The 25,154-nt window shown below is 39.8% G+C and carries 24 protein-coding genes; 6 read left to right on the top strand and 18 right to left on the bottom strand.

Going from position 1 to position 25,154, the window contains the following annotated elements:
- Positions 1 to 85 precede the first annotated feature (85 nt).
- Positions 86 to 1,090, bottom strand: coding sequence for an HTH-type transcriptional repressor PurR (gene purR, locus A4G13_RS03125; RefSeq protein ID WP_090653625.1), 1,005 nt, complete (start codon positions 1,088 to 1,090; stop codon positions 86 to 88).
- 337 nt (positions 1,091 to 1,427) lie between these two features.
- Positions 1,428 to 2,132: a carbonate dehydratase gene (can, locus tag A4G13_RS03130; RefSeq protein ID WP_090653627.1), complete on the bottom strand. Its 705-nt coding sequence runs from the start codon at positions 2,130 to 2,132 to the stop codon at positions 1,428 to 1,430.
- 96 nt (positions 2,133 to 2,228) lie between these two features.
- On the opposite strand from can, the gene A4G13_RS03135 reads away from it, so the two are divergent.
- A complete protein-coding gene (locus A4G13_RS03135; RefSeq protein ID WP_090653629.1) occupies positions 2,229 to 3,155 on the top strand; it encodes an ABC transporter ATP-binding protein in 927 nt (308 codons plus the stop codon).
- A gap of 1 nt (position 3,156) precedes the next feature.
- Positions 3,157 to 3,924: an ABC transporter permease gene (locus A4G13_RS03140; RefSeq protein WP_090653630.1), complete on the top strand. Its 768-nt coding sequence runs from the start codon at positions 3,157 to 3,159 to the stop codon at positions 3,922 to 3,924.
- An 85-nt stretch (positions 3,925 to 4,009) separates the two neighbouring features.
- Here the strand turns inward: A4G13_RS03140 and ppnN are convergent, their stop codons facing one another.
- The 3 genes from ppnN to A4G13_RS03155 are packed head-to-tail and all read right to left on the bottom strand — an operon-like array spanning position 4,010 to position 7,045.
- The gene (gene ppnN, locus A4G13_RS03145) at positions 4,010 to 5,374 is read right to left on the bottom strand and encodes a nucleotide 5'-monophosphate nucleosidase PpnN (protein ID WP_090653632.1); all 1,365 of its coding nucleotides are present in this window, start codon (positions 5,372 to 5,374) and stop codon (positions 4,010 to 4,012) included.
- A 16-nt stretch (positions 5,375 to 5,390) separates the two neighbouring features.
- Positions 5,391 to 6,236 (bottom strand): NADPH-dependent 7-cyano-7-deazaguanine reductase QueF, encoded by an 846-nt coding sequence (gene queF, locus A4G13_RS03150; protein WP_090653634.1) that lies wholly within the window; start codon positions 6,234 to 6,236, stop codon positions 5,391 to 5,393.
- A gap of 26 nt (positions 6,237 to 6,262) precedes the next feature.
- Complete coding sequence (locus A4G13_RS03155; RefSeq protein WP_090653636.1) at positions 6,263 to 7,045, bottom strand: Zn-ribbon-containing protein; 783 nt, start codon at positions 7,043 to 7,045, stop codon at positions 6,263 to 6,265.
- 79 nt (positions 7,046 to 7,124) lie between these two features.
- Between A4G13_RS03155 and A4G13_RS03160 the strand changes: the two genes are divergently transcribed.
- Both A4G13_RS03160 and truC read left to right on the top strand, forming a co-directional pair.
- The gene (locus A4G13_RS03160) at positions 7,125 to 7,439 is read left to right on the top strand and encodes a YqcC family protein (RefSeq protein ID WP_041640184.1); all 315 of its coding nucleotides are present in this window, start codon (positions 7,125 to 7,127) and stop codon (positions 7,437 to 7,439) included.
- A gap of 3 nt (positions 7,440 to 7,442) precedes the next feature.
- The gene (gene truC, locus A4G13_RS03165) at positions 7,443 to 8,153 is read left to right on the top strand and encodes a tRNA pseudouridine(65) synthase TruC (RefSeq protein ID WP_090653637.1); all 711 of its coding nucleotides are present in this window, start codon (positions 7,443 to 7,445) and stop codon (positions 8,151 to 8,153) included.
- 169 nt (positions 8,154 to 8,322) lie between these two features.
- Here truC and A4G13_RS03170 read toward each other — a convergent pair whose 3' ends face one another.
- On the bottom strand, positions 8,323 to 9,327 hold the full coding sequence (locus tag A4G13_RS03170) for an ornithine carbamoyltransferase (protein ID WP_011200248.1): 1,005 nt from the start codon (positions 9,325 to 9,327) through the stop codon (positions 8,323 to 8,325).
- An 88-nt stretch (positions 9,328 to 9,415) separates the two neighbouring features.
- Between A4G13_RS03170 and A4G13_RS03175 the strand changes: the two genes are divergently transcribed.
- Complete coding sequence (locus tag A4G13_RS03175) at positions 9,416 to 9,601, top strand: YoaH family protein (RefSeq protein ID WP_090653638.1); 186 nt, start codon at positions 9,416 to 9,418, stop codon at positions 9,599 to 9,601.
- Positions 9,602 to 9,635: 34 nt separating this feature from the next.
- Here the strand turns inward: A4G13_RS03175 and uspE are convergent, their stop codons facing one another.
- The 10 genes from uspE to mukF form a co-directional block, all read right to left on the bottom strand.
- A complete protein-coding gene (uspE, locus tag A4G13_RS03180) occupies positions 9,636 to 10,571 on the bottom strand; it encodes a universal stress protein UspE (protein ID WP_011200251.1) in 936 nt (311 codons plus the stop codon).
- A 157-nt stretch (positions 10,572 to 10,728) separates the two neighbouring features.
- Positions 10,729 to 11,505, bottom strand: a complete 777-nt coding sequence (locus A4G13_RS03185) for an FNR family transcription factor (RefSeq protein WP_041640185.1) — start codon at positions 11,503 to 11,505, stop codon at positions 10,729 to 10,731.
- 297 nt (positions 11,506 to 11,802) lie between these two features.
- Positions 11,803 to 12,300: a non-heme ferritin gene (gene ftnA / locus A4G13_RS03190; RefSeq protein WP_090653641.1), complete on the bottom strand. Its 498-nt coding sequence runs from the start codon at positions 12,298 to 12,300 to the stop codon at positions 11,803 to 11,805.
- 14 nt (positions 12,301 to 12,314) lie between these two features.
- On the bottom strand, positions 12,315 to 12,809 hold the full coding sequence (gene ftnA / locus A4G13_RS03195) for a non-heme ferritin (protein WP_011200255.1): 495 nt from the start codon (positions 12,807 to 12,809) through the stop codon (positions 12,315 to 12,317).
- An 825-nt stretch (positions 12,810 to 13,634) separates the two neighbouring features.
- Positions 13,635 to 15,053, bottom strand: coding sequence for an exodeoxyribonuclease I (gene sbcB / locus A4G13_RS03200; protein WP_090653642.1), 1,419 nt, complete (start codon positions 15,051 to 15,053; stop codon positions 13,635 to 13,637).
- A gap of 22 nt (positions 15,054 to 15,075) precedes the next feature.
- The gene (locus A4G13_RS03205; RefSeq protein WP_090653644.1) at positions 15,076 to 15,930 is read right to left on the bottom strand and encodes an EamA family transporter; all 855 of its coding nucleotides are present in this window, start codon (positions 15,928 to 15,930) and stop codon (positions 15,076 to 15,078) included.
- 19 nt (positions 15,931 to 15,949) lie between these two features.
- Positions 15,950 to 16,354: a group I intron-associated PD-(D/E)XK endonuclease gene (locus A4G13_RS03210; RefSeq protein ID WP_090653646.1), complete on the bottom strand. Its 405-nt coding sequence runs from the start codon at positions 16,352 to 16,354 to the stop codon at positions 15,950 to 15,952.
- A gap of 85 nt (positions 16,355 to 16,439) precedes the next feature.
- Positions 16,440 to 20,939: a chromosome partition protein MukB gene (mukB, locus tag A4G13_RS03215; protein WP_011200259.1), complete on the bottom strand. Its 4,500-nt coding sequence runs from the start codon at positions 20,937 to 20,939 to the stop codon at positions 16,440 to 16,442.
- Positions 20,939 to 21,664, bottom strand: coding sequence for a chromosome partition protein MukE (gene mukE / locus A4G13_RS03220; protein WP_090653648.1), 726 nt, complete (start codon positions 21,662 to 21,664; stop codon positions 20,939 to 20,941). Before mukE ends, mukB begins: the two co-directional genes overlap by 1 nt.
- Before the next feature lie 101 nt (positions 21,665 to 21,765).
- Positions 21,766 to 23,103, bottom strand: a complete 1,338-nt coding sequence (gene mukF, locus A4G13_RS03225; RefSeq protein WP_090653652.1) for a chromosome partition protein MukF — start codon at positions 23,101 to 23,103, stop codon at positions 21,766 to 21,768.
- Positions 23,104 to 23,312: 209 nt separating this feature from the next.
- Here mukF and ttcA point away from each other — a divergent pair, with 209 nt between their 5' ends.
- Positions 23,313 to 24,251, top strand: coding sequence for a tRNA 2-thiocytidine(32) synthetase TtcA (gene ttcA, locus A4G13_RS03230; protein WP_011200262.1), 939 nt, complete (start codon positions 23,313 to 23,315; stop codon positions 24,249 to 24,251).
- Positions 24,252 to 24,296: 45 nt separating this feature from the next.
- Here ttcA and A4G13_RS03235 read toward each other — a convergent pair whose 3' ends face one another.
- On the bottom strand, positions 24,297 to 24,776 hold the full coding sequence (locus A4G13_RS03235; RefSeq protein WP_011200263.1) for a C40 family peptidase: 480 nt from the start codon (positions 24,774 to 24,776) through the stop codon (positions 24,297 to 24,299).
- A gap of 81 nt (positions 24,777 to 24,857) precedes the next feature.
- Entirely contained in the window at positions 24,858 to 25,154 is a 297-nt protein-coding gene (locus A4G13_RS03240) for an integration host factor subunit alpha (RefSeq protein ID WP_011200264.1), read from the bottom strand.

The raw sequence follows: 25,154 nt of genomic DNA on the forward strand, positions 1-25,154 counted from the left end.
ATAACGAAAAGGCATAGATTAAAATTCTATGCCTTTGTTTTAAAGTGCGGTTAAAAAATTGAAAGTTTTATATAAAATAAACTTTTTAAGCGATTTTTTTCACCGATTTACGAATCACCAATTCCGGATGGATTTCAATGGTTTCACGTTTGGCGTCTTTGTGTGCGATACGCTCAAACAGTAGCCTTAACGCTCTTTCTCCCAAACGCGCTTTTGATTGGTGAATGGTAGTCAGCGGCGGCGCGAAAAAGCGGGATGAATGTACATTATCATACCCGATCACCGAAAAATCGTCGGGAACCCGATAACCTTTTTCCGTAATGGCGGAAATTGCACCTAACGCCATGATGTCGTTACAGCAAAAAACGGCGGTAGGGCGGTCTTCCAAGGCTAACAGACGGTTCATACATTCATAGCCGTCTTCCGGTTCAAACGAGCCTTCAAATAACCATTCGGATTTCATTTCCACGTTGGCTTCGCTTAATGCTTTAATAAAACCTTGGTAGCGTTGTTTCGCCGTTACTTTAGTGAGTTCGGCACTTAAATAACCGATTTTTTTATGCCCGTTATCGACAAGATGCCTGCCTGCTAAATAGCCGCCTTCAAAACTGTTATCTAAGATTAAATCCGTATCCGGGTTTACCGGGCCCCAGTCCATAATTACGATAGGCAAATAGCTGAAGCTTTTTAATAAATCGCGGCTGTCATCTTTATATTCGGAGCACATTACCAGCACGCCGTCCACCCGTTTTTTGGCCAGCATTTCAAGATGGTTTTTTAATTTATCCGGATCATTTTGCGTATTGCACAAAAAGAGCGAATAGCCTTGGCGATAGCATTGTTCTTCAACCGCATGAATAATTTCGGCAAAATAGGGCGTTTCACTGGTGGTAACCACCATGCCTATAGATTTTGTCGTATTGACTTTTAAACTACGCGCAACGGCACTCGGCGAATAATTTAATGCTTTGATGGCATCTAATACGGTTTGTTTGGTTTCATCGGCAACATGGCGGGTTTTGTTAATTACGTGTGATACGGTGGTGGTTGATACGCCTGCCATTTTTGCGACGTCTTTAATTGTTGCCATAATCTTTTATCTCCTAAATGTTGCGCTTATTATAAGGATTGAAGAGCGTTTGTTAAACTTTTATCGAAAATAATTATAAAACTTTGCAGTAAGTCACAAATTTACAATGATAAAAAGGTAAAAATAGATTTATATCAATTTTCCTGCTAATATTGCGGACCAGTTTTTTTGATTAGGAGAGTAGCAATGAGTGATTTTGGTTATGCAATGATGATGGTTGTGCTTTCATTAGTAATCGTAGTCGGTTTAGCGGTGGCGATTTTTTAAATCTCATTTGATAAAATAACCGCACGGTAAAAAGTGCGGTTATTTTTTATGTAATTTTTGTTGCTCGTAGTTAGCCGATTATTTCGTCGTTATTTTCTTTATTACCTTTACGGAAAATATCTTCTTCATCCAACGTTTTTAAACGGGCAATGGAATTTCTATACGAAATCTCTAAACTTTCGCGACTTGTGGCTAATACGCCCTGGTCAATTAAAAAACCGTCGCTTACATCATATACCCAACCGTGTAGTGATAATTTTTTACCGCGTTTCCAGGCATCCTGTACGATAGATGCACGACCTAAATTATACACCTGTTCCGCAACATTGATTTTGGTCAGCATATCCGCCCGTTTTTCCGGGGAAAGATTACCTAATAAGTGGCTGTGTTTATACCAGATATCGCGGATATGCAGCAGCCAGTTATTAATTAGCCCGAGATCTTGATTGGCCATCGCTGCTTTGATACCACCGCAATTGGTATGTCCGCAGATAATAATATGTTCGATGTCGAGTACGTCAATGGCATATTGCACCACGGACAGACAGTTTAAATCCGTATGAATGACTTGGTTGGCAACGTTACGATGAACGAATAATTCGCCCGGCTCCAGATTGGTTAATTTTTCTGCGGGAACACGGCTGTCGGAACAACCAATCCATAAATAATGCGGTGTTTGGTGATCCGCCAGTTCCTTAAAATAAGAGGAGTTTTCTTCTTTCATGCGCAATGCCCAACTATGATTGTTGGCAAATAACTGCTCGATTTTTTTCATTCTGTGGATACTCCTAAAGTTCTGCTATAATTTCCTAAACAAGGGATGCAGTATAGCCGAATAGGTTATATCTTTAAACTTTTTATGAGAATTTATATGTACGCGTTAGAAATTAAAGGCTTAACAAAGCAATATAAAAATGGTTTTAAAGCCTTACATGGTATTGATTTATGTGTGAAAGAAGGGGATTTTTACGCACTTTTAGGGCACAACGGCGCCGGAAAATCAACCACCATCGGTATTATCAGTTCGTTAATCAACAAAACCTCCGGGCAGGTTAAGGTATTTGGTTATGATCTTGATAGTCAATTAGGCTTATTAAAACAACAAATCGGTTTGGTTCCTCAGGAGTTTAATTTCAATCAATTTGAAAAAGTGCTGGATATTCTGGCAAATCAGGCGGGCTATTATGGTATTGAGCGCTCAGAGGCGGAAAAACGTGCGGAAGTTTGGTTAAAAAAACTGGATTTATGGGACAAGCGAAACCAACAGGCAATGCGATTATCCGGTGGGATGAAACGTCGTTTAATGATAGCCCGCGCTTTAATGCATAAACCCCGTTTATTAATTTTGGACGAACCTACGGCGGGTGTCGATATTGAATTGCGCCGTACTATGTGGACATTTTTACGTGAGTTAAACGAGCGGGGTACCACGATTATTCTGACTACCCATTACTTGGAAGAAGCGGAAATGTTGTGCCGCCACATCGGTATTATTCAACAAGGACGGTTAGTGGTGGATATGCCGATGAAAGACCTGTTGGCAAAATTGGAAACGGAGACCTTTATTTTTGATTTTGCCCCTAATAGCCCAAAACCGATAATCCGGGATTATCGCCTAAAGCAAATTGATGTGGACAGCATTGAGGTGGAAATGCCCCGGGAAAAGGGATTAAACCATTTATTTGAGCAATTATCGAATCAGGGCATTCAGGTATTAAGTATGCGTAATAAGGCGAACCGCCTGGAAGAATTGTTCGTGAGCATGTCGCTAAACAAACCGACGGATGAGGTGAAGTAAAATGAGATTAGCTTGGGTTGCATTTAATACGATTTTGCACAAAGAAATCCGCCGTTTTACCCGGATTTGGGTACAAACACTGGTTCCGCCGGTGATTACCATGACCTTATATTTCGTTATTTTCGGGCAATTAATCGGCGGACGTATCGGTGAAATGAACGGTTTCAGTTATATGCAGTTTATCGTACCGGGATTAATTATGATGTCGTGCATTACTAATTCTTTCGGTAATGTGGCATCGTCATTTTATAGCACGAAATTTGCCCGCAATGTGGAAGAACTGCTTATTTCGCCGACTTCGACTCATGTAATTATTTTAGGCTATATGGCAGGTGGTATGGCGCGCGGTTTGTTTGTCGGTACATTGGTGACTGTTGTGTCATTATTTTTTGTCGAATTCAATATTCATTCGTGGACGATTATTTTCATCACCGTGTTATTGACAACGGCAACTTTTTCTCTTGGCGGACTGATTAACGCGGTATTTGCTCGTTCATTTGACGATATCAGTATTATTCCGACTTTTGTACTGACGCCGTTAACCTATTTAGGCGGGGTTTTTTATTCTATTTCTTTATTACCTGCATTCTGGCAAGGCGTATCGAAATTAAATCCGATTGTTTATATGATTAACGGTTTCCGCTATGGCTTTTTAGGTATCAGTGATGTGGGATTAGGTTATACTTTCGCTGTCCTTATCACTTTTATCACTGCGTTATACGGTTTTGTGTATTATCTGATTAGCCATGGAGTAGGATTGCGCAGTTAGGTTTTTGAAAACATAAAATTAAGGACGCTAAAAAAGCGTCCTTATCATTTTACGGATAAAAAATATTATTTTTTTGACCGCACTTTTATTTACAGATTTCATAGCAAGGCTCATAGGCCTCATCCGTCGGCAATTTCATTCTATGTTGAACAATAAAATCCTGTAACAGATTATCTACTTTTTCCATTAAACGCGGTTCGCCGTAGAGTTGGAATTTCCCTTTTTCGGCAATTTGATCCTGTGTCGCCGGTTTGATGTTACCCGCTACAATGCCCGAAAATACACAACGTAAATTTGCCGCCAAATCTACCGTAGACTGATTTAAATGCAGATTTAAATTCGCCATGTTTTCGTGGGTCGGTAAAAACGGTTGTTGAAACTGATGTTCGATTTTTAATGACCAGTTAAAACTAAAACTGTCGGAAATTTTACAACGGAAGTCTTTAATTTCAACCATCTCTGCTTTCATATGGCGAGCAACGGCAACCGCATCATCAATAATAATGGTATAAAGCGATTGTGCTTCTTCGCCTAAAGTATCCAATACAAAACGATCGATCGTGGCAAAATAATCGGCGCTTTCTTTTGGCCCCGTTAAAATCAAAGGTAATTTTTGCGCCCGATTTTCAGGGTTTAATTTAATTCCTAAAATAAACATGAATTCTTCAAATGTGCCGGGGCCGCCCGGGAAAATTACGATGCCGTGTCCCATTCGTACAAAAGCTTCAAGACGTTTTTCAATATCCGGCATAATGATTAATTCATTTACAATCGGGTTTGGCGGCTCCGATGCGATAATCGAGGGTTCGGTGATACCGATAAAACGGCTTTGTTTATACCGCTGATTAGCATGACCGATTGCCGCTCCTTTCATCGGTGCTTCCATAACGCCGGGGCCGCAACCCGTCACAATGTTTAATTCACGTAAACCTAATTCCAAGCCAACAGCACGACAATAAGCATATTCCGTTTGATTAATGGAATGTCCGCCCCAGCAAACTACCAGGTTTGGATCTTCATTTAAACTGAGTGCTTTGGCATTACGTAAAATAGAAAACACTTGATTTGTAATAAAGCTATTGCCTCGTTCCGCATCTAAGCCGAACCGTTGCATCAATGCGTTCACAAATAAAATATCGCGCAACACGGCAAATAGGTTGTATTGAATGTTGCGGATAATTTTGTCATCAACAAACGCGCTTTCCGGCGAATTATCCAGCTTTAAGGTCACTCCCCGCTCTTTGCAAATTATGCTGATTTCAAAATTCGGGTATTTATTTAGTAACGCCCGGCTATCATCGTTAATTGCGCCTGAATTTAATACGGCAAGAGAACTGTTGCGAAACAGCTTATACAAATCGCTTTGCGCTCTTTTTGTAAGGAGATCAATTTCCATATGGGAAAGTTGATCCATGCTGCCTTTCGGGCTGACATAATGGCTGGTTGACATAATATCTCCTATATTTTTATTGTCTTGCCAGGCGTAAATTTTGCGGAATCGCCTCAAAATTAGAACGGAAAGGATTAATATCCAATCCGCCACGACGAGTATAACGAGCATAAACCGTTAATTTTTCAGGGCGTGCGTATTTCATAATGTCGCAATAAATCCGTTCCACGCATTGTTCATGAAATTCATTATGCTGACGGAAGGAAACCAGATAGCGCAATAATTTTTCATGATCAATCCGTTTACCCAGATAATGAATTTGCACGGAACCCCAGTCGGGTTGGCTGGTGATTAAACAATTTGACTTCAGTAAATGGCTCACTAAGGTTTCTTCGACAATCTCTGTTGAAAGTACGGTACAATTTTGCAGAATTTCCGCATTAAAACCGTAATCGCTAATTTCAATATCCAGCTCATCAAGGCATTCTCCTGCAAAATCAGCAATGCGCTCATGGCTATAATTACTTAGCGAATGCAATTGAACGCGAACATTTCCTTTGGCGCAAATGCTTAAATCTTCGGATATCGTACGCTGAACTTCGTTCATATCGCTAAATTTTGTTTGATTAAAGCTGTTTAAGTAAAGCTTAAAACTTTTGGATTCAATTAAATTGGTTGAGCGGTAATCAATTTCCACATCGGCAATAGCAACCTGCGGTAATCCTTTGATATTTAACCATGAAATTTCATAAGCGGTCCAAATATCCGCTCCGACGGAAAAAGGTTGTTGCTTCGTAATACCTAAACCGTCACGATTCAATGCGCGGGGAACGGGTTGTAGCAAAGTGCGGTCATAATTAGCGATATAATCGGTTTTTTGCCCAAGTTTTAATGTTTTTAAACTGTTATCTTTATAATCCATTGTTTTTCCTTAACTTTATAAAATATTTATAAAAAATTCCATGAGATATTCGATACTAAGCGGCAGTGATCGCATTTAAAATGAAACTGGTCAAAAAGCGGTTGGGCTAATTTCCAATCGCCATGGCAAATAGGGCAGTGGCGCGCACTTTCTGAGGCTAAATTTTTGCCGCCTACACGATAAAGATAATAGTAGGTCGGCACGCCCGTATGTTCTTCAATTTCCTTAGTCAGATAATAACCGTGCTTAAAAACCCGGCTGTTAATATCGGAAATTTCCCGTAGAGCCTGCGATTCCAAAGCAACTGCATTCATTTGCAACTGATCACAGGCTTGCCAGTTTTCCTGCCATTTAATCACATCCATACTTAAATGCGGCACATCTTTTAATTGCTTATAAAGTGGAATAGGGGCGAGCCGGTCTCCGCTGTGTAACGGCGAACAAACTTGTAAATAGGTGGTGTAAAGAATTTGCCAGTCAGGTTTTTTATCTTCGTAGGTAATATCGGAATTTAAATCTTCACCGACAATCTGAAAACTATGCAAAATCAGACCGCAGTTTTCGATATTTGCCAAACAGCGATTGACTTCCGCATTATTGTATTCAGGCAATAAACTTTGCTGTTCGGGACAAATTACACGAGTTGCAAGCCCCCGTTCGTTTTCCTGATTGGCAACAAAAACGGGAATTTCCCTACCGATAATTTGCCCGTTATAACGCCATTGATCAATGAGTTGATTTATTAAAGGAATTTGTTGAGGAAGATTGTCTTCATTAATATTTTTGAAAAAAACTTCAACTAAATACATTTTTCTTCGTGTTTATGCCAAGATTTGTTTAAAATAATCGCCATCATAACCTATAACCAACTAGAGGTCTATTTTGACAATTCATCTTCAAACGAAAAAACATCTGCAACAACTTCAATTTGCGATGCAATCCTTGGATTTATGGCAAACCGTACCGCCTGCGGAGGAGGCGTTTCTTAGCACGGAACCCTTTGCTATTGACAGAATGACCGCTACGGAATGGTTACAGTGGATTTTTATTCCGAGAATGTATGCATTGTTGGAAAGCGGCACAGAATTGCCCGCTCAGATTGCTATTTCCCCTTATATTGAAGAAGCTTTAAAGGAAACGGACAATCTGAGTTTGTTATTAAGCCCGATCATTGAAATTGAGCAGTTATTGCAAAAGAGCTGATTCATGTTAGAGATTTTGTATCAGGATGAACATATCGTAGCGGTTAATAAACCGGCGGGTATGCTGGTTCATCGAAGTTGGTTAGACCGCCATGAAACGCAGTTCGTTATGCAAACGTTGCGGGATCAGATAGGACGGTTGGTTTATCCTATTCACCGTTTGGATCGTCCTACATCAGGCGTACTGTTATTCGCTTTAAGTAGTGAAACGGCTAATCTTTTATGTCAGCAATTTGAAACCAAGCAGGTTGAAAAAAGCTATTTAGCCGTTGTTCGGGGTTATTTGACGGGTAGCGAACGTATCGATTATCCGTTAAAAATCCAATTAGACAAGATTGCGGATAAATTTGCTCAGGAAGATAAAGCTCCGCAACCTGCCGTGACGGATTATGAAGGTTTAAAAACCGTTGAAAAACCTTATGCAACACCACGTTATGCCACATCCCGTTATGCTTTGGTGCGGCTTGTACCGCATACTGGGCGTAAACATCAGTTACGTCGTCACATGAAACATATTTTTCATCCTATTTTAGGTGATACTCAATATGGCGATTTGCACCAGAACAGAACGTTGACGGAACACACGGAAGTAAGCCGGTTAATGCTGCACGCTGAAAAACTGAGTTTTATTCATCCGATAAAACGGCAACGAATTGAAATAACCGCCGGACTTGACGAACAATGGAAAAAATTGATGGCATTGTTTGAATGGTAAGAAAGATAAAAGTGCGGTTAAAAAATTGAAAATTTTGATGTAAGCGGATAAATTCGCTTTTCTTTCCGCAGCAAGCCGGGAAGAGCCTGAAAGGCGAAGGGACTTAATAAAGATTAAATTCTATAAGTTTCAAAAAATAGGGTGCCATATTGGCACCCGTAAATTTATATTAAGCCAGTGAAGCAACCATCACGGCTTTGATAGTATGCATACGGTTTTCCGCCTGTTCAAAGGCAATATTCATTGGCGATTCAAACACATCTTCGGTAACTTCAATGCCGTTTGCCAGATTAGGGTAGGCGGCTGCAATTTCACGCCCCACTTTGGTTTCACAGTTATGAAATGCCGGCAAGCAGTGCATAAATTTCACATTCGGATTTCCCGTGCGTTTCATTAAATCCGTGTTCACTTGATACGGCATTAATAAATTGATTCGCTCGCCCCAGGCTTCAATAGGTTCGCCCATCGAAACCCAAACGTCCGTATGTACGAAATCCGCATCTTTAACAGCAAGATCAATATCATCCGTTACAGTTAAACGGGCACCAGTTTCTTTTGAGATTTCTTCACATATCGAAACGAAATTCTCTTCAGGCAATAATGATTTCGGCCCGCAAATACGCACGTCCATACCTAATTTAGCACCGATTAGTAGCAGGGAATTACCCATGTTATTACGGGCATCACCGATATAGACATATTTAATTTCATTTAGCGGCTTGGTTGAATGTTCAATCATCGTTAAAACGTCGGCCAGCATTTGTGTCGGGTGAAACTCATCGGTTAAACCGTTAAACACAGGTACGCCGGAAAATTTTGCCAACTCTTCGACGGTTTCCTGTTTATAACCGCGGTATTCAATAGCATCGTACAAGCGCCCTAAAACACGTGCCGTATCTTTCATACTTTCTTTATGACCGATTTGGGAAGAAGTCGGGTCGATATAAGTGACATTAGCCCCTTGATCATAAGCGGCAATTTCAAAGGAACAGCGCGTACGTGTTGAGGTTTTCTCAAAAATTAAAGCGATATTTTTACCTTTTAAACGGGGTTGTTCAGTACCGGCATATTTAGCTCGCTTTAAGTCACGGGCAAGATCAAGCAAATATTTAATTTCACGGGGACTATGATTAACCAGACTCAATAAATGACGATTTTTTAAATTAAAAGGCATTGTGTCGCTCCTGTTATAATTATGTTTAAGAATTTCAAATTTGTTGGTAATATTACCCGTTTCTGATCATTTATTAAAGGTAAAATCTATGTTTGATAACGCATTATTAAGCTTAAGCCATGAGCAACAGCAGCAGGCGGTAGAAAAAATTCAAGTCCTAATGCAGCAGGGGATGAGCAGCGGAGAGGCGATTGCGTTGGTCGCGAAAGAATTACGTGAAGCTCACGACAATGAAAAAATAAATAGCGAAAAAACAAAAAGTGCGGAAAAATAGACCGCACTTTTGCTTTTATCGCTTAGAGAGACGATTAATCTTCTATTTTATTCGGCTTAATCGCCAGCAAATTACATTTTAATTTACTGATAACATGTTCCGCCGTATTACCTAATAATGCTGCGGACAAGCCGGTTCGGCCGACAGTACCTAACACCACTAATTCCGCGCCGATTTTATCGGCAACTTCAGGAATCACTTCTTCAGGGAAACCTTCTAATACATGGGTATGGTCTTCATCAATTCCAAAACGTTGGCGCAACGCTTTCATATTGATAAGATGTTGTCCTCGCACACCGCTTGTATATTCACTTGTATGAAATTCCGGCAGATCAATGGCCATATTAATCGGGGTTGGAGGGTAGGCTCCGACCAAATGGACATTACCGCGTTCCAGGTTATCCGCTAAATCCATACTTAATTCAACAAGTTGTTGGTTGAATGCTTCATGATAATCGGCATCACCGGAAACATTCACTGCAACAAGAATGCGTCGCTGATGTTTCCAATCACCGTCACGCACCATTAGTATAGGTGCCGGGCATTTACGTAGCAATTGCCAGTCAATCGGCGTGAAGAGGATAGAAGTTAAGCTTTCTTCTTCTTTTGTGTACTTCACCACAAGATCGTAGGTATTTTCATCTAATTCGGCAACTAAAGCTTCCGCTTCGTTGCTATTCCATACCACTTTAGAAGAAAACTCAATCATTGTCGCATCCTGATATTTTTCAATATAAGGAAGAACGTCTTGTTGATAACGTTGTTCAATAACGCCTTTATGCATTTCTTCCCGTTCCTCAGATGAAAGCAATGCAGACATTTCATAAGATAAATCATAAACAGGAAGGAAAAGCGTTACTTTTACAGGTTTATCACTTTTTTGTTCTTTCACTAAACGTATTGCCCGCGCCAGTGCATACTGTTTATCATTCTCAGGATTCAGGATAACAAGTATATTATTAAACTTCATAACTACCTCCATTTTTTCCAAAAATTATTAATAAGCATAGAACGGATTATTATTAATAACAAGGAGCAATCTTTAAAAGTGTGATTTAGGACAACTTTTATTTAGGGTCATATAGAGACAAAAAATCCGGTTTAGTTGGACTAAACCGGATTCATTATTAATCGACAAGTTTTATTTTAGTTCGATTTGTACCTGATAATTCAACAAGTTGAACCATATCATTGATAGTAATGTATTTTCCTTGCACGGAAAGAATACCGAGCTTTTGAAAACGCCCCAATAAGCGGCTGATAGTTTCCACCGTTAAGCCTAAATAATTGCCAATATCACCGCGGGTCATAGTCAAACGAAATTCGCGAGCGGAAAAACCTCTGGCAGCATAACGTTTTGATAAATTATAAATGAAGGCGGCTAAACGTTCTTCAGCATTCATTTTAGAAAGCAAAAGAATCATTTCCTGATCAGATTTTATTTCACTGCTCATTAAACGTAGCATTTGCTGGCGCAGTTTAGGCATTTTACCCGTTAAATCATCAAGAATATCAAATGGAATTTCACATACCATTGCCGTTTCTAATGCTTGGGCAAAACTCGGATGGCTCATGTTTGTAATGGCGTCAAAACCGACTAAATCACCGGGAAGATGGAATGAGGTAATTTGTTCTTCACCGGTTTCGCTGATGGTATAAGATTTGATTGTACCTGAACGAATTGCATAAAGTGAGGTTAATTCATCACCGGCTTTGAAGAGAATCTGAGATTTTTGAATAGGTTTTTTACGCTCAATAATATTGTCGAGTTGATCTAATTCATGCTCGTTAAGCGTAAATGGAATACAAAGTTGACTAATACTGCAATCTTGACAATGAATGGCACATCCGCCAGATTGAATACGACGACCTGTTTTTGCTGCATCAGGAGTTAACACTTTCATTTGTTTCTCAATAAATTTCGGCATACTACATAAAAATCATGTAAAATTGATCTAACTCAATAATCATACCATTATTTATTCAAATTAAGAAGAACTAAATATAGAAATAGGAGAGTGAAATGCCGGCAGAAAAACTCACTAAAAAGCGCCTGATTCAAATCGTCATTATGCTGTGCATATTAATTGCGGCGTTTAGTTATAAGACTTGTAGCTATAAAAATATGGATTCGAGTAATCAAATACAAGAACAAAAAAGCCGATGATTTTTGCATCGGCTTTGATTTGATTACGCATTTATTAATGATCCGCAGCTAATTTTGCTAATTCCTGATCAATAAAGAATAAAGATTTGCCTTCATTGCCGACAAGATTAAATTTATCAAGAATACCGTTGAATAATTTTTCTTCTTCATGTTGTTCGGCAACATACCATTGCAGGAAATTAAAGGCTGAATAATCTTTTTCTTCAAATGTTTTACCCACTAATTCATTAATTTTACTAGTGATGTGTAGCTCGTGCTGATAAGTTAATTCCATCACTTCTTTTAATGATTTAAATTCGTGTGTCGGTGCTTCAATCTCTTCAATTACGGCTGTAGAACCGGTTTCATTTAAATAAGTAAAGAGTTTGCGCATATGTGCCATTTCTTCAGCCGCATGAGCGGACAAAAATGCTGCTGCGCCGGTGTAACCTTTTTGATCGCACCAGGCACTCATTTGTAGATAAAGATTAGAAGAGTAGAACTCTAAATTCATTTGTTCGTTTAATAGTTTAACTACGTTTGCTGATAACATTTCCGACTCCTAAATTATGCTAAATCTAAAGTTGCTAATTCTTTATCGATAAAATAAAGCGAACGACCGTCTTCACCCAGAAGATTGAATTTATCAATAATGCTGTTGAATAATTTTTCTTCTTCATGTTGTTCGGCAACATACCATTGTAAGAAGTTAAATGTAGAGTAGTCTTTATTGGCAAAAGTAACTTCAACCAATTCGTTGATTTTTGCGGTAACTAAGTTCTCGTGTTTTAGCGTTATTTCAAATACGTCACGTAATGACTTAAATTCATTTTGTGGCGCGTCAATTTTACCTAAAAGCGGTAATCCGCCTGTTTCGCTCACATAAGTAAATAATTTATGCATATGTTCCATTTCTTCATCCGCATGACGAAGCAGGAATGCAGCGGCGCCTTCATAACCGTGGTTTGAGCACCATGCGCTCATTTGTAGATAAATATTTGATGAATAGAACTCTAAATTAATCTGTTCATTTAATTTATCAATGATAGCTTTCTTCAACATAAAAATTCCTCTTTAATAAAATATCAAAAGTGATCAAAAAATCAGTAAGTATTCTAAACACATTTAGTGGTTATGCAAGCGATATTTACCTAAGTTATTAATTTTATTAATTATTTTAATAATAACCATTCTTATTCTGATTATCTAATATTTATTAAATTACTGCTGAATATCTTGAGAAATAAAAGTCCTAAATAAAATAGGTTGATAAAATTTGTGACAACATCACAGTAGCAATACATATCTAATAATAAATATTTAAATAAATTCTAACCAATCAAATAAGGTAAATTTGACTAAAGAAACAACAAATAACGCTGGATAAAATCTACATAGGGATTATTCACATCACATAATAATTTTTACGTAGCGTTACCAAACTAATTTACCAATATTTATTGGAACTCAAACCGGTTTTTAATTTAGAAATAAAAATATTCTTATCGGTTATTTCCTAATAAAAATCTCAAAACTAAACCTCATTTTTACAAATCGTCTATAGACTAAAGAAGAGTATTGAAATGTGACTTACATTAACTCTTTATTTAACATAATATACATTATGCGAAATTAGTTATCTGGTTAGGAAATACTACGGATTAAGTAAATCACAGACTTATACACAATGTATGAATACTAATTAAGCAAGACAAATCAAGGGGTTTTGAACGGTTTGTTTGAATAAAAAAGATGATTTATTAAATTTTAAAATGATTTGTAAAGAGATTTTCAAGATGTTCATTTAAGAAATTTAGGTAAAAAATAAAGCTATTGGATTTAACTTTCCAATAGCTTTACTTATTAAATAATGTGAAAGGAATAATATTATGCTAACAATTTAATTCCGTAATCATAAATTTGTTGCAGCAGTTTTAATTTGTCCGGATGATTACTATTTTCTTCACCAAGACGCTGTAAACTTTCCATAAATTGCACCGCACTTTTTTCTAATTTTTGCCGACGGTATTTTTGCCATTTTATTTGTTCGCCGCGATTTAATGTTTTATAAAAGTGTCTGGCTCTATAATGAAATAATAAGTCTGGAATTCGTTTATCTTCGAACTGTAAGCCGGAATCCGCCAATTTTTCCGGTTCTAATGTTCTCAGGATTGCCATGTTATTTTTATCGGCTTTGCTGAAAAATCCGCTATAAAGTTCGGTTTCTACATTATCCGAATCGTCAAATTTTCTTTCTTCATTGAATACTTCTATTACTTTGTCGCGAATATCCAGGGATTTTTGCAGCTTTTTCAGGTTATCCAGGCAAAACTGTCGGTCTATTCCCAATCGCTGCGCATTTTCCGGTAATAAGGTTTTTGCCGGCGCAATAATCGGACATTTATTTATATGGACAAGCTTTAAAGGAACCGGTAGCACACCGTCATTTTCTAGCTCTGTTTTTTTGGTGTATAAATTTTCCCGTAATTCCACCGCACTTTTATTGAGTAAATCATCAATATTTTGTGCTAAATCACATGCAATAACCGCATTTTGATTGATTGGATGCCAGGCTAATGGCGCTATCCAGGTACAGTTCCCTCGGTAATTGCCCAGCATTCCCGAAACATGTACCAACGGGGTCATTTCAGCCGTATCAATCCACTTCTCTATTTCTTTTTTTCCTCGATTTTCAAAGAAGAACTGAAATAATTTAGGTTGTTTTTCTTTAATTAACTTTGCCATTGCGATTGTTGCATAAACATCCGCCATAGCGTCATGAGCGTTTTCATGTTCAATGCCGTTTGCCTTGGTTAATTTTTCAAGGCGGAAACTCGGCATTCCCTCTTCATCTAAGGGCCAGTTAATGCCTTCGGGGCGTAGTGCATAGCAGGCACGCACCAAATCCAACAAGTCCCAGCGGGAATTGCCGTTTTTCCAGCTGTATTCATAAGGATCAATAAAGTTTCGATAAAAGGTATAACGGGTCATTTCATCATCGTAACGGATGTTGTTAAATCCCATTATACAGGTATTAGGTTGGCTGAATTCCGCTAAAATCCGAGCGGCAAATTCAGGTTCGCTAATCCCCTTTTCATTACATTCTTGCGGCGTAATCCCCGTCACCATGACCGCTTCCGGTGCAGGTAAATAATCATTGGTTTGTTTGCAATAAAACATGACAGGGTCACTAATAATATTGAAATCCTTATCCGTACGAATACCGGCAAATTGTGCCGGGCGATCATCGGCGGGATTTACCCCGAAACTTTCAAAATCATAAATAAAAAAGCTAAAATCCGTCATTACAATTTCTCAACTTATTAAGTTATACCCGTAATAATAAAATTGCGGTGATTCCCAGCACAATACCTAACATATTAATTTTGCTGATTTTTTCTTTAAAAACCAATGCGCCGACAATCATACCGAGGCAAATAACGCCAATATCCATAGTTGCAAAAACAATCGTTGGATTTTCTTTAAAATATTGATGCGCATAGATATAAAATAAAATATTACCAAAATTCAGACAACCTAAAATAATACCGCCGACTAAACTCGAGGCGTTCCAAAATGTGCGTTTGATAAGCAAATAAGTGAACATCAGTACTGCGGCAATGCTGAATGTAACAAATAATGTGGTTGGGAATGCGCCGCCCATTAAGGCGATTTTCTTGAACAAAATACCGGTTACCCCCCAAATCAACCAGACAGCGGCTAAAGCGAACGCCGCTTTTAGTGCATTTTCTATTGATTTTGTCGGTTTAGTCAATAAACAGAACAAGGCAAAAAAGGCAACAATTACCCCGCCGACTCGCATATTATTCAGGGTTTCGCCAAAAAGAATAACCGCTGCAATAATTTGCAGGAATAACGCCAGCCGTTGTGCTGCGTCGGTTCTGACAATTCCGCCGTATTCCACTGCTTTCGACATAACGATAAAGCCGATTGGCAGCAGTAACCCCAAGGTAAGGAAAATAGGTTTGGCTTCGCTCTGGATAAAATATTCCGTAAAACTCAATCCTTTAAAATCCGGTGCTAATAAAAAATAGCTTAAACTTAATGCGGTGATGTAACCGAACGCGATCATTTGTTCGGTTACAACATTAAATTTTTTACTTAGTTTGAATAAAACTGAAACGGAAACACTGCAAAAAATTGCAAAAATGAGAAAATGCATAATATAATTTCCTTATAGACTAAGCGATGGTATGGAAAGCTGTTAAAAATTCTTTTCTTTTTAATTCGAAAAATTTGTGTTCATCATGTTTTAGAAGACGTTTTTCTTCAGAAAATGCTGGTGCAATGTAACCCCATTCACCTTCCCTAGCGAAATAGATTACATAATCAATATGAATATCTTTCCAGTGATTTTCAATTTCTATATTTTTCTTTCCTTTAGTTGCAGTAATTGTTTTAACTTGTATGCGATAGTACTTTTGCCCATCAGAAATTAAAATATCTGTTTTATGCCAATTATCTAAAACAGGTGTAAAGACTTGCCATCCATCATGAAGTAACCATGTTACGACTTGACTTTCGAAGGCTATATTTTTCATTGTTGCATGTGTTTTTTCAGGAGTCTGAGTTAATCTTCTAGGCATAAAATTTCCTTTTTCTTGTATATATAAACAAAGTGCGGTAAAAAACTTTGAAATTTTTGACCGCACTTTTCCATTAATTTACTATTTATTCTTTTGCACCGAAGCCCCGTAATCCGACTACATGAACATGTTCCTGGTTTCCGGAGATTTTACGTACTAGTTTATAGGTGGTGCCTTTTTCCGGGCTGATATTTTCCGGTGCCGCGATAAGCAACTGCATATCCAAACGTTCGCAAAGTTCGAACAAGGTGGAAATCGATTTGCCGTCTAGACGCGCCGCTTCATCAAGGAATAATAAACGGCAAGGAATAATATCTTTACCGCGGATTCGGCGGCTTTCCTCTTCCCAGCTTTGGACAACCATAAGCAGAATTGACATACCCGTACCAATAGCTTCACCGGTTGAAAGCGCACCGCTTTCCGCCTGCAACCAACCGTCCGCGCCACGATATACCTCCACTTGAAGGTCTAAGTAATTGCGGTAATCCAATAATTCTTCACCAATGGTTTGCGCAGTACGTTGTCCCATATCGATATGCGGATTTAAGCGTTGATACAGTTTTGCGATAGCTTCCGAGAACGTCATTCTGTTGTCGTTGAATAAGTCCTGGTATTCTTCCTGATTACCGGATAAGGCATCAAGCAGCATTGCATGGGTATCCCGGATATTTACCACTAAACGAACGGATTTTACCTGACCGAAGGAAATATTCTGCAATCCCTGATTCAACATACGGATACGGTTTTGTTCCCGTTGAATGGTTTTACGCATAATATTGGCAACGGATTCCGAACTGATGGCTAATTTTTGCTCACGACCGGTTAATTCGTCGGTTAAGCGGGAAAGTTCGATTTCCATTTGTTCGATAGCGTCAATCGGATCATCGGTTTTGATAATATCCTGACGAATACGCTCGCGTAAATGTTGATATACCGCAATAAAGAAACGGACCTTATTTTCAGGTTTACGGCTATCTTCCGAAATACGTAAAGCATCGCGTAAATATTCGTTATCCGCCACCGCCGTTCTTAAGGAACCTAAGGCCTTATCGGACATTGAACGTAACTCATCCGCACTTAAATAAGCAAATTCGCGGCGGGTTAAACGTTTTTCCACATCGGAATTACGGGATAAACGCAATACGACACACCAGCTTACTTTTGCCGCAACCACCAGTTCCCGCTGTTGCTTATAATCGCGTTCTGCTTTACGAATGCGACGGGTTAAATTTTCCGCTTCGCTTTCAATTAAAGTCAATTGTTTTTCCACAAACGAACGGCGTTGGCGGCTGGTTGAAAGTTGATGATGTAATTCGTCTTTACGAACGCGGGCACGCTGTTCGGAATTTTCGTCAACCGTTAATCCCAACTCGCCCACTTCATCCATTAATTCTTTTAACATTTGATTTTTAGTTTCAAATGAACTTTGCAATTGGATGTAAACCTGATTGTATTGGGCGAATTGCTGTTGTTTTTGACGGACTTGATCCCGTTGTTGCTCGCGTTTCGCCTGAACCTGTTCTAAACGAACGCGCAATTTTTCGTTTAAATCATTGGTTTCGGTTTTCACTGTATCTTCATAACTGAAATGCGCTTGTCGATGAATGACATCCGCTAATGCAAAGGCTTTTTGTTGCGCTTGTTTTTGCATATCGATAGCCTGATATAAATCATCTTTCAGACGTTCATAATTTTCAGGATCGCTTTGCAGCGTATTCGCAATAGGTTCTAATTGTGACAGTGTCATGCCGTGTTGACGGATAAAGATTTCGTCTTGCTCCGCAATATCCAATTGCTCGCGGCACTCTTCCACTTTATCCGATAAACTTTCGTCGGCAATCACATTTAATTGCGGAATCAGCTTATTAAGCAATTGCATTTGCTCTTTGGCATTGTCCAATTTAATCCGCAGTTGCTGTTCATCCGTTGAAAGTGCGGTCAATTCCCGATTAATTTCATTGCGTTGTTGGTTAATTTCGCGCATTTGCTGTTCGGGGTCTGGCTGAAACGCCAGTGCTAAATGCAAACCGACGAACTGGCTGAATTGTTGGTGCAAACGTTGACACTTTTGCACGTCAAAGGCTCGTTGCGCATATTGCTCGACGATTTTGTCCCGTTCCGCTTCCAGTTCCGTTAAATATTTTTCACGGGCGGCACGGCCGAATAACGGGATTTCAGGGAATTTAGAATAACGTAATTCACGCTCTGAAACTTGAACTACAACGCCTTGCGCGAGTTCTTGTGCGGAATGTACGCTATCGTCAAAGGCGGCCGGGTCACCTTCGATTAAATATAGATCATCGGGGCAATCATCCAAATGGGCTAATTGCTCTTTCACCGCATTCAGATCCCGTACCACGATGGCATGACGTGCCGGGCCGTAAAGCGCCGAAAAATACGGTGCGTCTTCAATCGCCACATCATCATATAATTCGGAAAGCAATACGCCGCCAAAACGTTCGGCCAGCACATTTAAACGGGCATCTTCCGAGCCGTCCGGCTGGCTTAAACGTGAAATCTGTTCGTCCAGCTGCTGACGTTTATGCTCCAGTTGATCCCGCTGCATGGTGAATTCACGCTCTTTCTCCAATTGAGCCTGCATGAAATTCATTACATCCTGATTGTCTTCAAATTGTTCGCCGCTTTGTTCCGTTAAACGTTCCAATGCGGATTTCGCCGTAATCCAGGCGGGCGCCGAACGTGCTTTTTCTTCAAAAAGTGCGGTTAATTGTTCCAGTTTTTGGCGTAAGGTCGAACGGGTTTCCACCTGTTCCGAGAATTCGGCCGTTAGGTTTTCAATTAACGCCTCTTGTTCCGCATGATAATCTTCTAATTCATCAGCAGTTTCTAATGATAACCCGGCACGTTGATTGAAATCTTTTAAAATTTTGACCGCACTTTGCTGTTGTTGATAACGCTGTTCAAGTTCATGTAACTTTGCTCTTAATTGCGGTGTTTGTTGTGCCTGTAATTTTTGTGTCGGATACTCGCGTAATAATTCTTTTGCACTGTCCCATGCCGCAGAGCGGGGAATTTCACCGGCAATTTTGCAAACCAATTGATAAGCTTTGTCAAACTGCGTTTTTGCCGCTTCGGAAATAGACATTTTTTGCTCTAATTGCAACACGCGATCCGTTAAGGTTTCAACCTGAGCTTCAAATTCTTCATGATAGACTTCGGCATTTTTAACGGATAAATCCGCCAGCCCGCAAAGCGCTTTTGCCTTCTCTAAAGCCTGAATCGCCTGTTGGTATTGCAATGCGCGGGTTTGCTGTGCATCTAAAGCTTGTTGATAGTCCGCCAACTGTCCTCGGATTTGGTCAACTTCCGTTTCTAAAGTTTCAAATTGTAGTTGGCTTTCTTCTAACTGTTCGTTAGCGTTTTCAACCACAATTTTTTGTTCTTCCAGTTTTTCCGTTAATTCGTTTACATCTTCTTGATAGCGTTCAATACGTTCCTGGTGACGTAATGCATTCAATACCAGATTTAAATGATCGGAAGCGCTTTGATGATCTATCTCTAAGGCTTTCTCATTTTCGGTTAATTCGGCGGCTTCACGGCTTAAATCAATTAGACGGTGTTGAGATAAATCCTGCTCCGACTTCGCCGCATACCATTCTTTGCGGAAACTAAGTGCGGTTTCGATATTTCCCTGACGTTCATTGGCATTGCGCATATAATCGGAGGCCACATAATTAGTGGTTTCGGTGATTAAATGCTTGAATAAATCACGATCGGATTGAGTCATTTTAATGGCTTCAAGGGTCATGCGGTTCTCGCGCAACGCCGATTCCATATCCTGGAATGCTTTACGAACGCCTAGGTTTTCAGGCAATAAATAATCACGCAACGATTTGGTAATAGCACTTGAAATACCGCCGTAAAGGGATGCCTCGATTAATTTATAGAATTTGCTGCGATCGGAAGACGAACGCAGACGGCGCGGAATCATACCCAGTTCAAACATCATGGCGTGATAATCGGCAACGGAATGATATTGCTTGAATTGCGCGCCCTGTTCTTCAATGCGGTCTTTTAATTCCGTCAGGCTTAATACGCGCGCCTGACGTTGGGAGACGGTTTCCGTTAAAACTGCGGTCGGATTTTGAGAAATTTCCAAACCTTGAATTGAAAAAGTTTTAATATCGACTTTTTTGTCCCGACCGGCAACCTGCTGCAAACGCACACCGGCTAAGATCCGCTGTTGACGGGAATTTACCGCATCCAACACGGCATAACATACGCCCGGGCGTAATTTGCCGTGCAGACCTTTATCACGGGAACCGCCGCTTGCGCCGGCTTCCGTGGTATTGCGAAAATGCAAAAGAGTGAGATCCGGAATTAATGCCGTCACAAAGCCCGCCATGGTTGTGGATTTACCCGCACCGTTACCGCCCGAAAGGGTTGTGACCAATTCGTCCAAATCGAAAGTACGGGCAAAAAAACCGTTCCAGTTAATCAGAGTTAAAGAACGGAATTTACCGCGTTCAATGCCGGCGGATTGTGTAAGAACCGTTGCCGGAACAATGGTTTCGCTCTTTTCTTCCGGCAGGAATTCACTTTCTAGTTCTAATTCTTCTGACATTATTCTTCTTCTCCTAACCCTTCGTCTAATTCATCTTCAATTTCTTCATCATTTTTGACCGCACTTTTTTCCTGTGATAAAGAATCCGGCGTTGCCGCTTCCCCATCGCGAATCAGACGTAATTGCGCTTCGCGAGGATCATCGCCGCTGCGTACTTCCGCCCCGAAACGGAATACCGATTCGGAAATGGTAAATTTACCACTGTTTTGTTCGCCGACGGTATGAATCATACCAAGACGGCGTAAACGGTTCACCGCAGCCCGCACTTTTTCCGCCAGTTTCTGTTTATCCAGGTCGGAACCTGAAGAACGTTGGTTAACCGTTTTAAGCAATTTACTTTCATCCGCCAGATTGAGCAATTCGTCATACACTTCCTGTACGCTGAAGATACCTTGTTGCGCTAACCGTTCCGGACTTAAGTATAAATAACAAAGCACTTTACCAACCAGCATTTCCAACTCGCTCAGCACGGAGCGGGCGATTAATGTGGTTGCTTTTGGTCTTAAATAGAAGAAACCTTCGGGGGCACGAATAAGTTCTACGTTATAACGACGATAAAACATATCTAATTCGTTTTGAAAATCAGCTAAAAAAGCAAAATTATCTAAATATTCTTGCCCGATATGTCTGCCTGAACGTAATTGGCTGTCCACTGCCGGAAACAACGGGTTTGCAATTGCCGCTGCAAGTTTAGTCGGAATAAGTTCTTGAAGGTTTTCGTTCATATTATTGTTCTCTTTGTCGGGCGGAAGTTATTTTCCGCCTTTCACATTATGTTTTCGGTGAAATATTCGATTTTTACAAAAGTGCGGTCGTTTTTTTCAAATTATTTATACTCATCAATCATATGAGCCTGAACTTCGGCTCCCCGATTGTTTATTTCCTGCCACTGCGGATAAGTACCGGATAAATCCGCGCTTGCCATACCGAGGCGTACCGCCTGATCCACAATAATTCTCGCCACGTCAAAATGACGGGCCAACGGATACCCTTCCAGCTGTTCTTTTAATACGAGGCTTAAGTTGATAGGTTGATTACGTTCACGCTGTGCAATTAGCAGATTTTGCATATAATCGACAATTTGATTATGTAAATCGGAGAGTTGTTCGTATTCTAATTCTTCCGGTAATTCGCCGAGAGCATCTTCATCACGCAAGGCTAATTCTTCATCCCGCAGGTCAATCAAGCGATCCGCCTGCGCAGTCCACAGATACCAAGGCATATCGAAATAATTATGGATAGATTGGCGCAAACGTTGCGAAAATACCCGGTTTTTATCCATATCAATAGCGGTACGGATAAATTTATGTACATGACGATCGTAGCCAATCCATAAGTCGATGGCTTGTTGCCCCCAACTGATAATCCGGTCTAATTTTGCCTGCAGGTCGGTAATCAATTGATCGATAAAATACAGGTCATCACGCCCGATAACACAATCCTGAATACGTAATAATTGTTCCTGCAATTTATCGCCGACGGCATTTAAGGTATCTTGTAATTCCCGCAAATTGCCCGAGGTTTCGTCTAACAGACGCTCACAACTTGCAATCGCGGCCTGCCAATCTTTGGTTAAAAGTTCGGCAATTTCCTCTTTAATGCTCTGCTGATTTTCATCCATAATACGTTGCGATAAATCAATGCTGTCAAAGATTTCCGCTACGGAATATTTCAACGGCGCAAATACGTTGCGGCGCCAATAATATTCGTCTTCCTGTTTGGCGGTACCTTCTTCCGCAAGCTCTGAGGCGCGTTGGATTTCATTGGCGACAATGGCTAACTGCACGGAAAGACGTAAGGCGGAAAATTCCCGTTGACGAATATAATAGTCCGAAACGCCTACGCCTAAAGGCGTTAAGCGGTAAATGGATAAACTCTCCGTGAATTCACTGCTAAAACGGTTTAAAAAGCGCTGTTTAACCAATTCGTTAATCGCATTGTTGGCCCGGGTTGCAATGGTTTCTTTGGATTGTTCAAACTCATTAGACACATGACGGAAAATATCCACAAGATCAGATTCGACCATTTCACCGTCAAAACGTTCGGCGTTGTAAATGGCGATAGCAAGTAAAAAGGCAAGACGTTCTGTCGGTAAGTTCAGGGAAAATTCGCGTTCTTTTGCCCAAGATACCAATTCGGGAATGGTTTGTGATGTTTCAAGCATTAAAGATTTCTCACAATCTATTTTTGAAATATAAAAAATTGTTCAAGATTATAGCCTATTTTGAAGGATCTTTCAGCTTGAAATTGCAACAAAAATTAAGCAACTTAACGGGCTTGCGGCTGTTTTAAATAATTTTTATTGGAAATTTCAAAAGAAAGCCGTACTATACGCGGGCTTTTATGTTTAACCTAAAAAATTAAGATAAATAAATGACCGAATTAGAAACAAAAGAAAATAAAAAACAGATTTATAATTTTAATAAATTACAAAAAAGGTTACGTCGTAACGTAGGTAATGCCATTGCCGATTTCAATATGATTGAAGACGGTGATAAAGTGATGGTTTGTCTTTCCGGCGGTAAAGACAGCTATACGCTGCTGGATATTCTGTTAAATCTTCGTCACAACGCACCGGTTCATTTCGATATTGTGGCGGTAAATCTGGACCAGAAACAACCTGGCTTTCCCGAACATATTTTGCCTGAGTATTTAAGTTCCATCGGTGTGGAATATAAAATTGTCGAAGAAAATACCTATGGCATCGTAAAAGAAAAAATCCCTGAAGGAAAAACAACCTGTTCGCTCTGCTCTCGTTTACGTCGCGGTATTTTATATCGTACGGCAACAGAATTAGGCGCAACTAAAATCGCGCTGGGTCATCATCGTGACGATATGCTTGAAACCTTATTTTTAAATATGTTTTATGGCGGAAAATTAAAATCCATGCCGCCTAAATTAGTCAGTGACGACGGCAAACAGATTGTTATTCGTCCGTTGGCTTACTGTAAAGAAAAAGATATTGAGAAATATGCCGTCGCGAAACAATTCCCGATTATTCCTTGCAATTTATGCGGTTCTCAACCTAATTTACAGCGCCAGGTTATTAAGGAAATGCTGCAAACTTGGGATCGCCGCTATCCGGGACGAATTGAAACCATGTTCAGTGCGATTCAAAATATCACGCCGTCTCATTTATGCGACCCGAATTTATTTGATTTCAAAAATATAAAACGGGGACAGCTACCGAAAGGCGTTGAAGGCGATATTGCTTTTGATAAGGAAGAATTGCCGCAAACACCAATCATTGATGAAGATACGGAAGATTTTGTAAATAACGGGCAATTGATTCGATTTAAAGAAGTGAATTAAGACAAAAAGTGCGGTAAATTTTACCGCACTTTTTTGTATAAAGGATTAAATTCGTCTTGTTTGCCAGTAGGCATTTTTCCAATAAGGGCTATTCATTGAAGAATAAATCACGCCGCCTTTTGTAGATGCATGCAGGAATTTATCATTTTTCACATAAATGCCCACATGATAGCCGTTAGGACCACGCCCGGTTTTAAAGAAAACAAGATCACCGGTTTGAATATCGGACAGACTGATTTTCTGACCATAGCCCGATTGCGCGGCGGTTGTTCTTGGTAGCGCGATATTAAATCTGTCCATAAATGTGGTTTGCACAAATCCCGAACAATCTACTCCGCTTCTACTGACACCACCCAATACATAAGGTGCTCCGGCCCATTCCCGCTGTTGTTCGCTTAGCAGAACTATTGCCATAATCGGGTCGTCGATTCGCCCTTTATAGGTAATTGAGGATATATTAGAGGAACAAGCAGACAAAATAGCCACTGATATTGTTAAACAAAATGTTTTTATCTTAGTTCTCATGGCATTCCCTCAAACAAGACAGGCTATCTACAAAAGTTTGCAGATAGCCGAATATTAAATAACTAATGTAAAAACAACTAATTAGCTTTTAGGTTTAGTTTTTTCAACGCGAGCCCGTAATTTTTGACCCGGTTTGAAAACAACCACCCTGCGGGCCGAAACAGGAACGCTTTCACCTGTTTTTGGATTACGTCCGGGTCTGGATGCTTTCTCGCGTAATTCAAAATTGCCGAAACCTGATAATTTAACATCATTACCTTTTTCTAAAGCAACTCGAATTTCTTCGAAAAAATCCTCTACTAAAGCCTTCGCTTCAGATTTATTTAAACCGTGTTTTTCAATCAGGTTGTCCGCAAGTTCTACTTTAGTTAAAGTCAT

Origin of the sequence: Basfia succiniciproducens (assembly GCF_011455875.1) — a bacterium.
GTDB classification, from domain to species: domain Bacteria; phylum Pseudomonadota; class Gammaproteobacteria; order Enterobacterales; family Pasteurellaceae; genus Basfia; species Basfia succiniciproducens.

Excerpts from the sequence above, each read along its gene's own strand:
- mukE (WP_090653648.1), bottom strand. The coding sequence starts at position 21,664 with ATGAACGAAAACCTTCAAGAACTTATTCCGACTAAACTTGCAGCGGCA.
- ttcA (WP_011200262.1), top strand. The coding sequence starts at position 23,313 with ATGACCGAATTAGAAACAAAAGAAAATAAAAAACAGATTTATAATTTT.
- truC (WP_090653637.1), top strand. The coding sequence starts at position 7,443 with ATGTTAGAGATTTTGTATCAGGATGAACATATCGTAGCGGTTAATAAA.
- A4G13_RS03185 (WP_041640185.1), bottom strand. The coding sequence starts at position 11,505 with ATGAAAGTGTTAACTCCTGATGCAGCAAAAACAGGTCGTCGTATTCAA.
- A4G13_RS03155 (WP_090653636.1), bottom strand. The coding sequence starts at position 7,045 with ATGTATTTAGTTGAAGTTTTTTTCAAAAATATTAATGAAGACAATCTT.
- A4G13_RS03240 (WP_011200264.1), bottom strand. The coding sequence starts at position 25,154 with ATGACTTTAACTAAAGTAGAACTTGCGGACAACCTGATTGAAAAACAC.
- queF (WP_090653634.1), bottom strand. The coding sequence starts at position 6,236 with ATGGATTATAAAGATAACAGTTTAAAAACATTAAAACTTGGGCAAAAA.
- mukB (WP_011200259.1), bottom strand. The coding sequence starts at position 20,939 with ATGTCAGAAGAATTAGAACTAGAAAGTGAATTCCTGCCGGAAGAAAAG.
- A4G13_RS03170 (WP_011200248.1), bottom strand. The coding sequence starts at position 9,327 with ATGCCTTTTAATTTAAAAAATCGTCATTTATTGAGTCTGGTTAATCAT.
- purR (WP_090653625.1), bottom strand. The coding sequence starts at position 1,090 with ATGGCAACAATTAAAGACGTCGCAAAAATGGCAGGCGTATCAACCACC.
- A4G13_RS03135 (WP_090653629.1), top strand. The coding sequence starts at position 2,229 with ATGTACGCGTTAGAAATTAAAGGCTTAACAAAGCAATATAAAAATGGT.
- A4G13_RS03205 (WP_090653644.1), bottom strand. The coding sequence starts at position 15,930 with ATGCATTTTCTCATTTTTGCAATTTTTTGCAGTGTTTCCGTTTCAGTT.
- sbcB (WP_090653642.1), bottom strand. The coding sequence starts at position 15,053 with ATGACGGATTTTAGCTTTTTTATTTATGATTTTGAAAGTTTCGGGGTA.
- uspE (WP_011200251.1), bottom strand. The coding sequence starts at position 10,571 with ATGAAGTTTAATAATATACTTGTTATCCTGAATCCTGAGAATGATAAA.
- A4G13_RS03175 (WP_090653638.1), top strand. The coding sequence starts at position 9,416 with ATGTTTGATAACGCATTATTAAGCTTAAGCCATGAGCAACAGCAGCAG.
- A4G13_RS03140 (WP_090653630.1), top strand. The coding sequence starts at position 3,157 with ATGAGATTAGCTTGGGTTGCATTTAATACGATTTTGCACAAAGAAATC.
- ppnN (WP_090653632.1), bottom strand. The coding sequence starts at position 5,374 with ATGTCAACCAGCCATTATGTCAGCCCGAAAGGCAGCATGGATCAACTT.
- A4G13_RS03235 (WP_011200263.1), bottom strand. The coding sequence starts at position 24,776 with ATGAGAACTAAGATAAAAACATTTTGTTTAACAATATCAGTGGCTATT.
- ftnA (WP_011200255.1), bottom strand. The coding sequence starts at position 12,809 with ATGTTGAAGAAAGCTATCATTGATAAATTAAATGAACAGATTAATTTA.
- can (WP_090653627.1), bottom strand. The coding sequence starts at position 2,132 with ATGAAAAAAATCGAGCAGTTATTTGCCAACAATCATAGTTGGGCATTG.
- mukF (WP_090653652.1), bottom strand. The coding sequence starts at position 23,103 with ATGCTTGAAACATCACAAACCATTCCCGAATTGGTATCTTGGGCAAAA.
- ftnA (WP_090653641.1), bottom strand. The coding sequence starts at position 12,300 with ATGTTATCAGCAAACGTAGTTAAACTATTAAACGAACAAATGAATTTA.
- A4G13_RS03210 (WP_090653646.1), bottom strand. The coding sequence starts at position 16,354 with ATGCCTAGAAGATTAACTCAGACTCCTGAAAAAACACATGCAACAATG.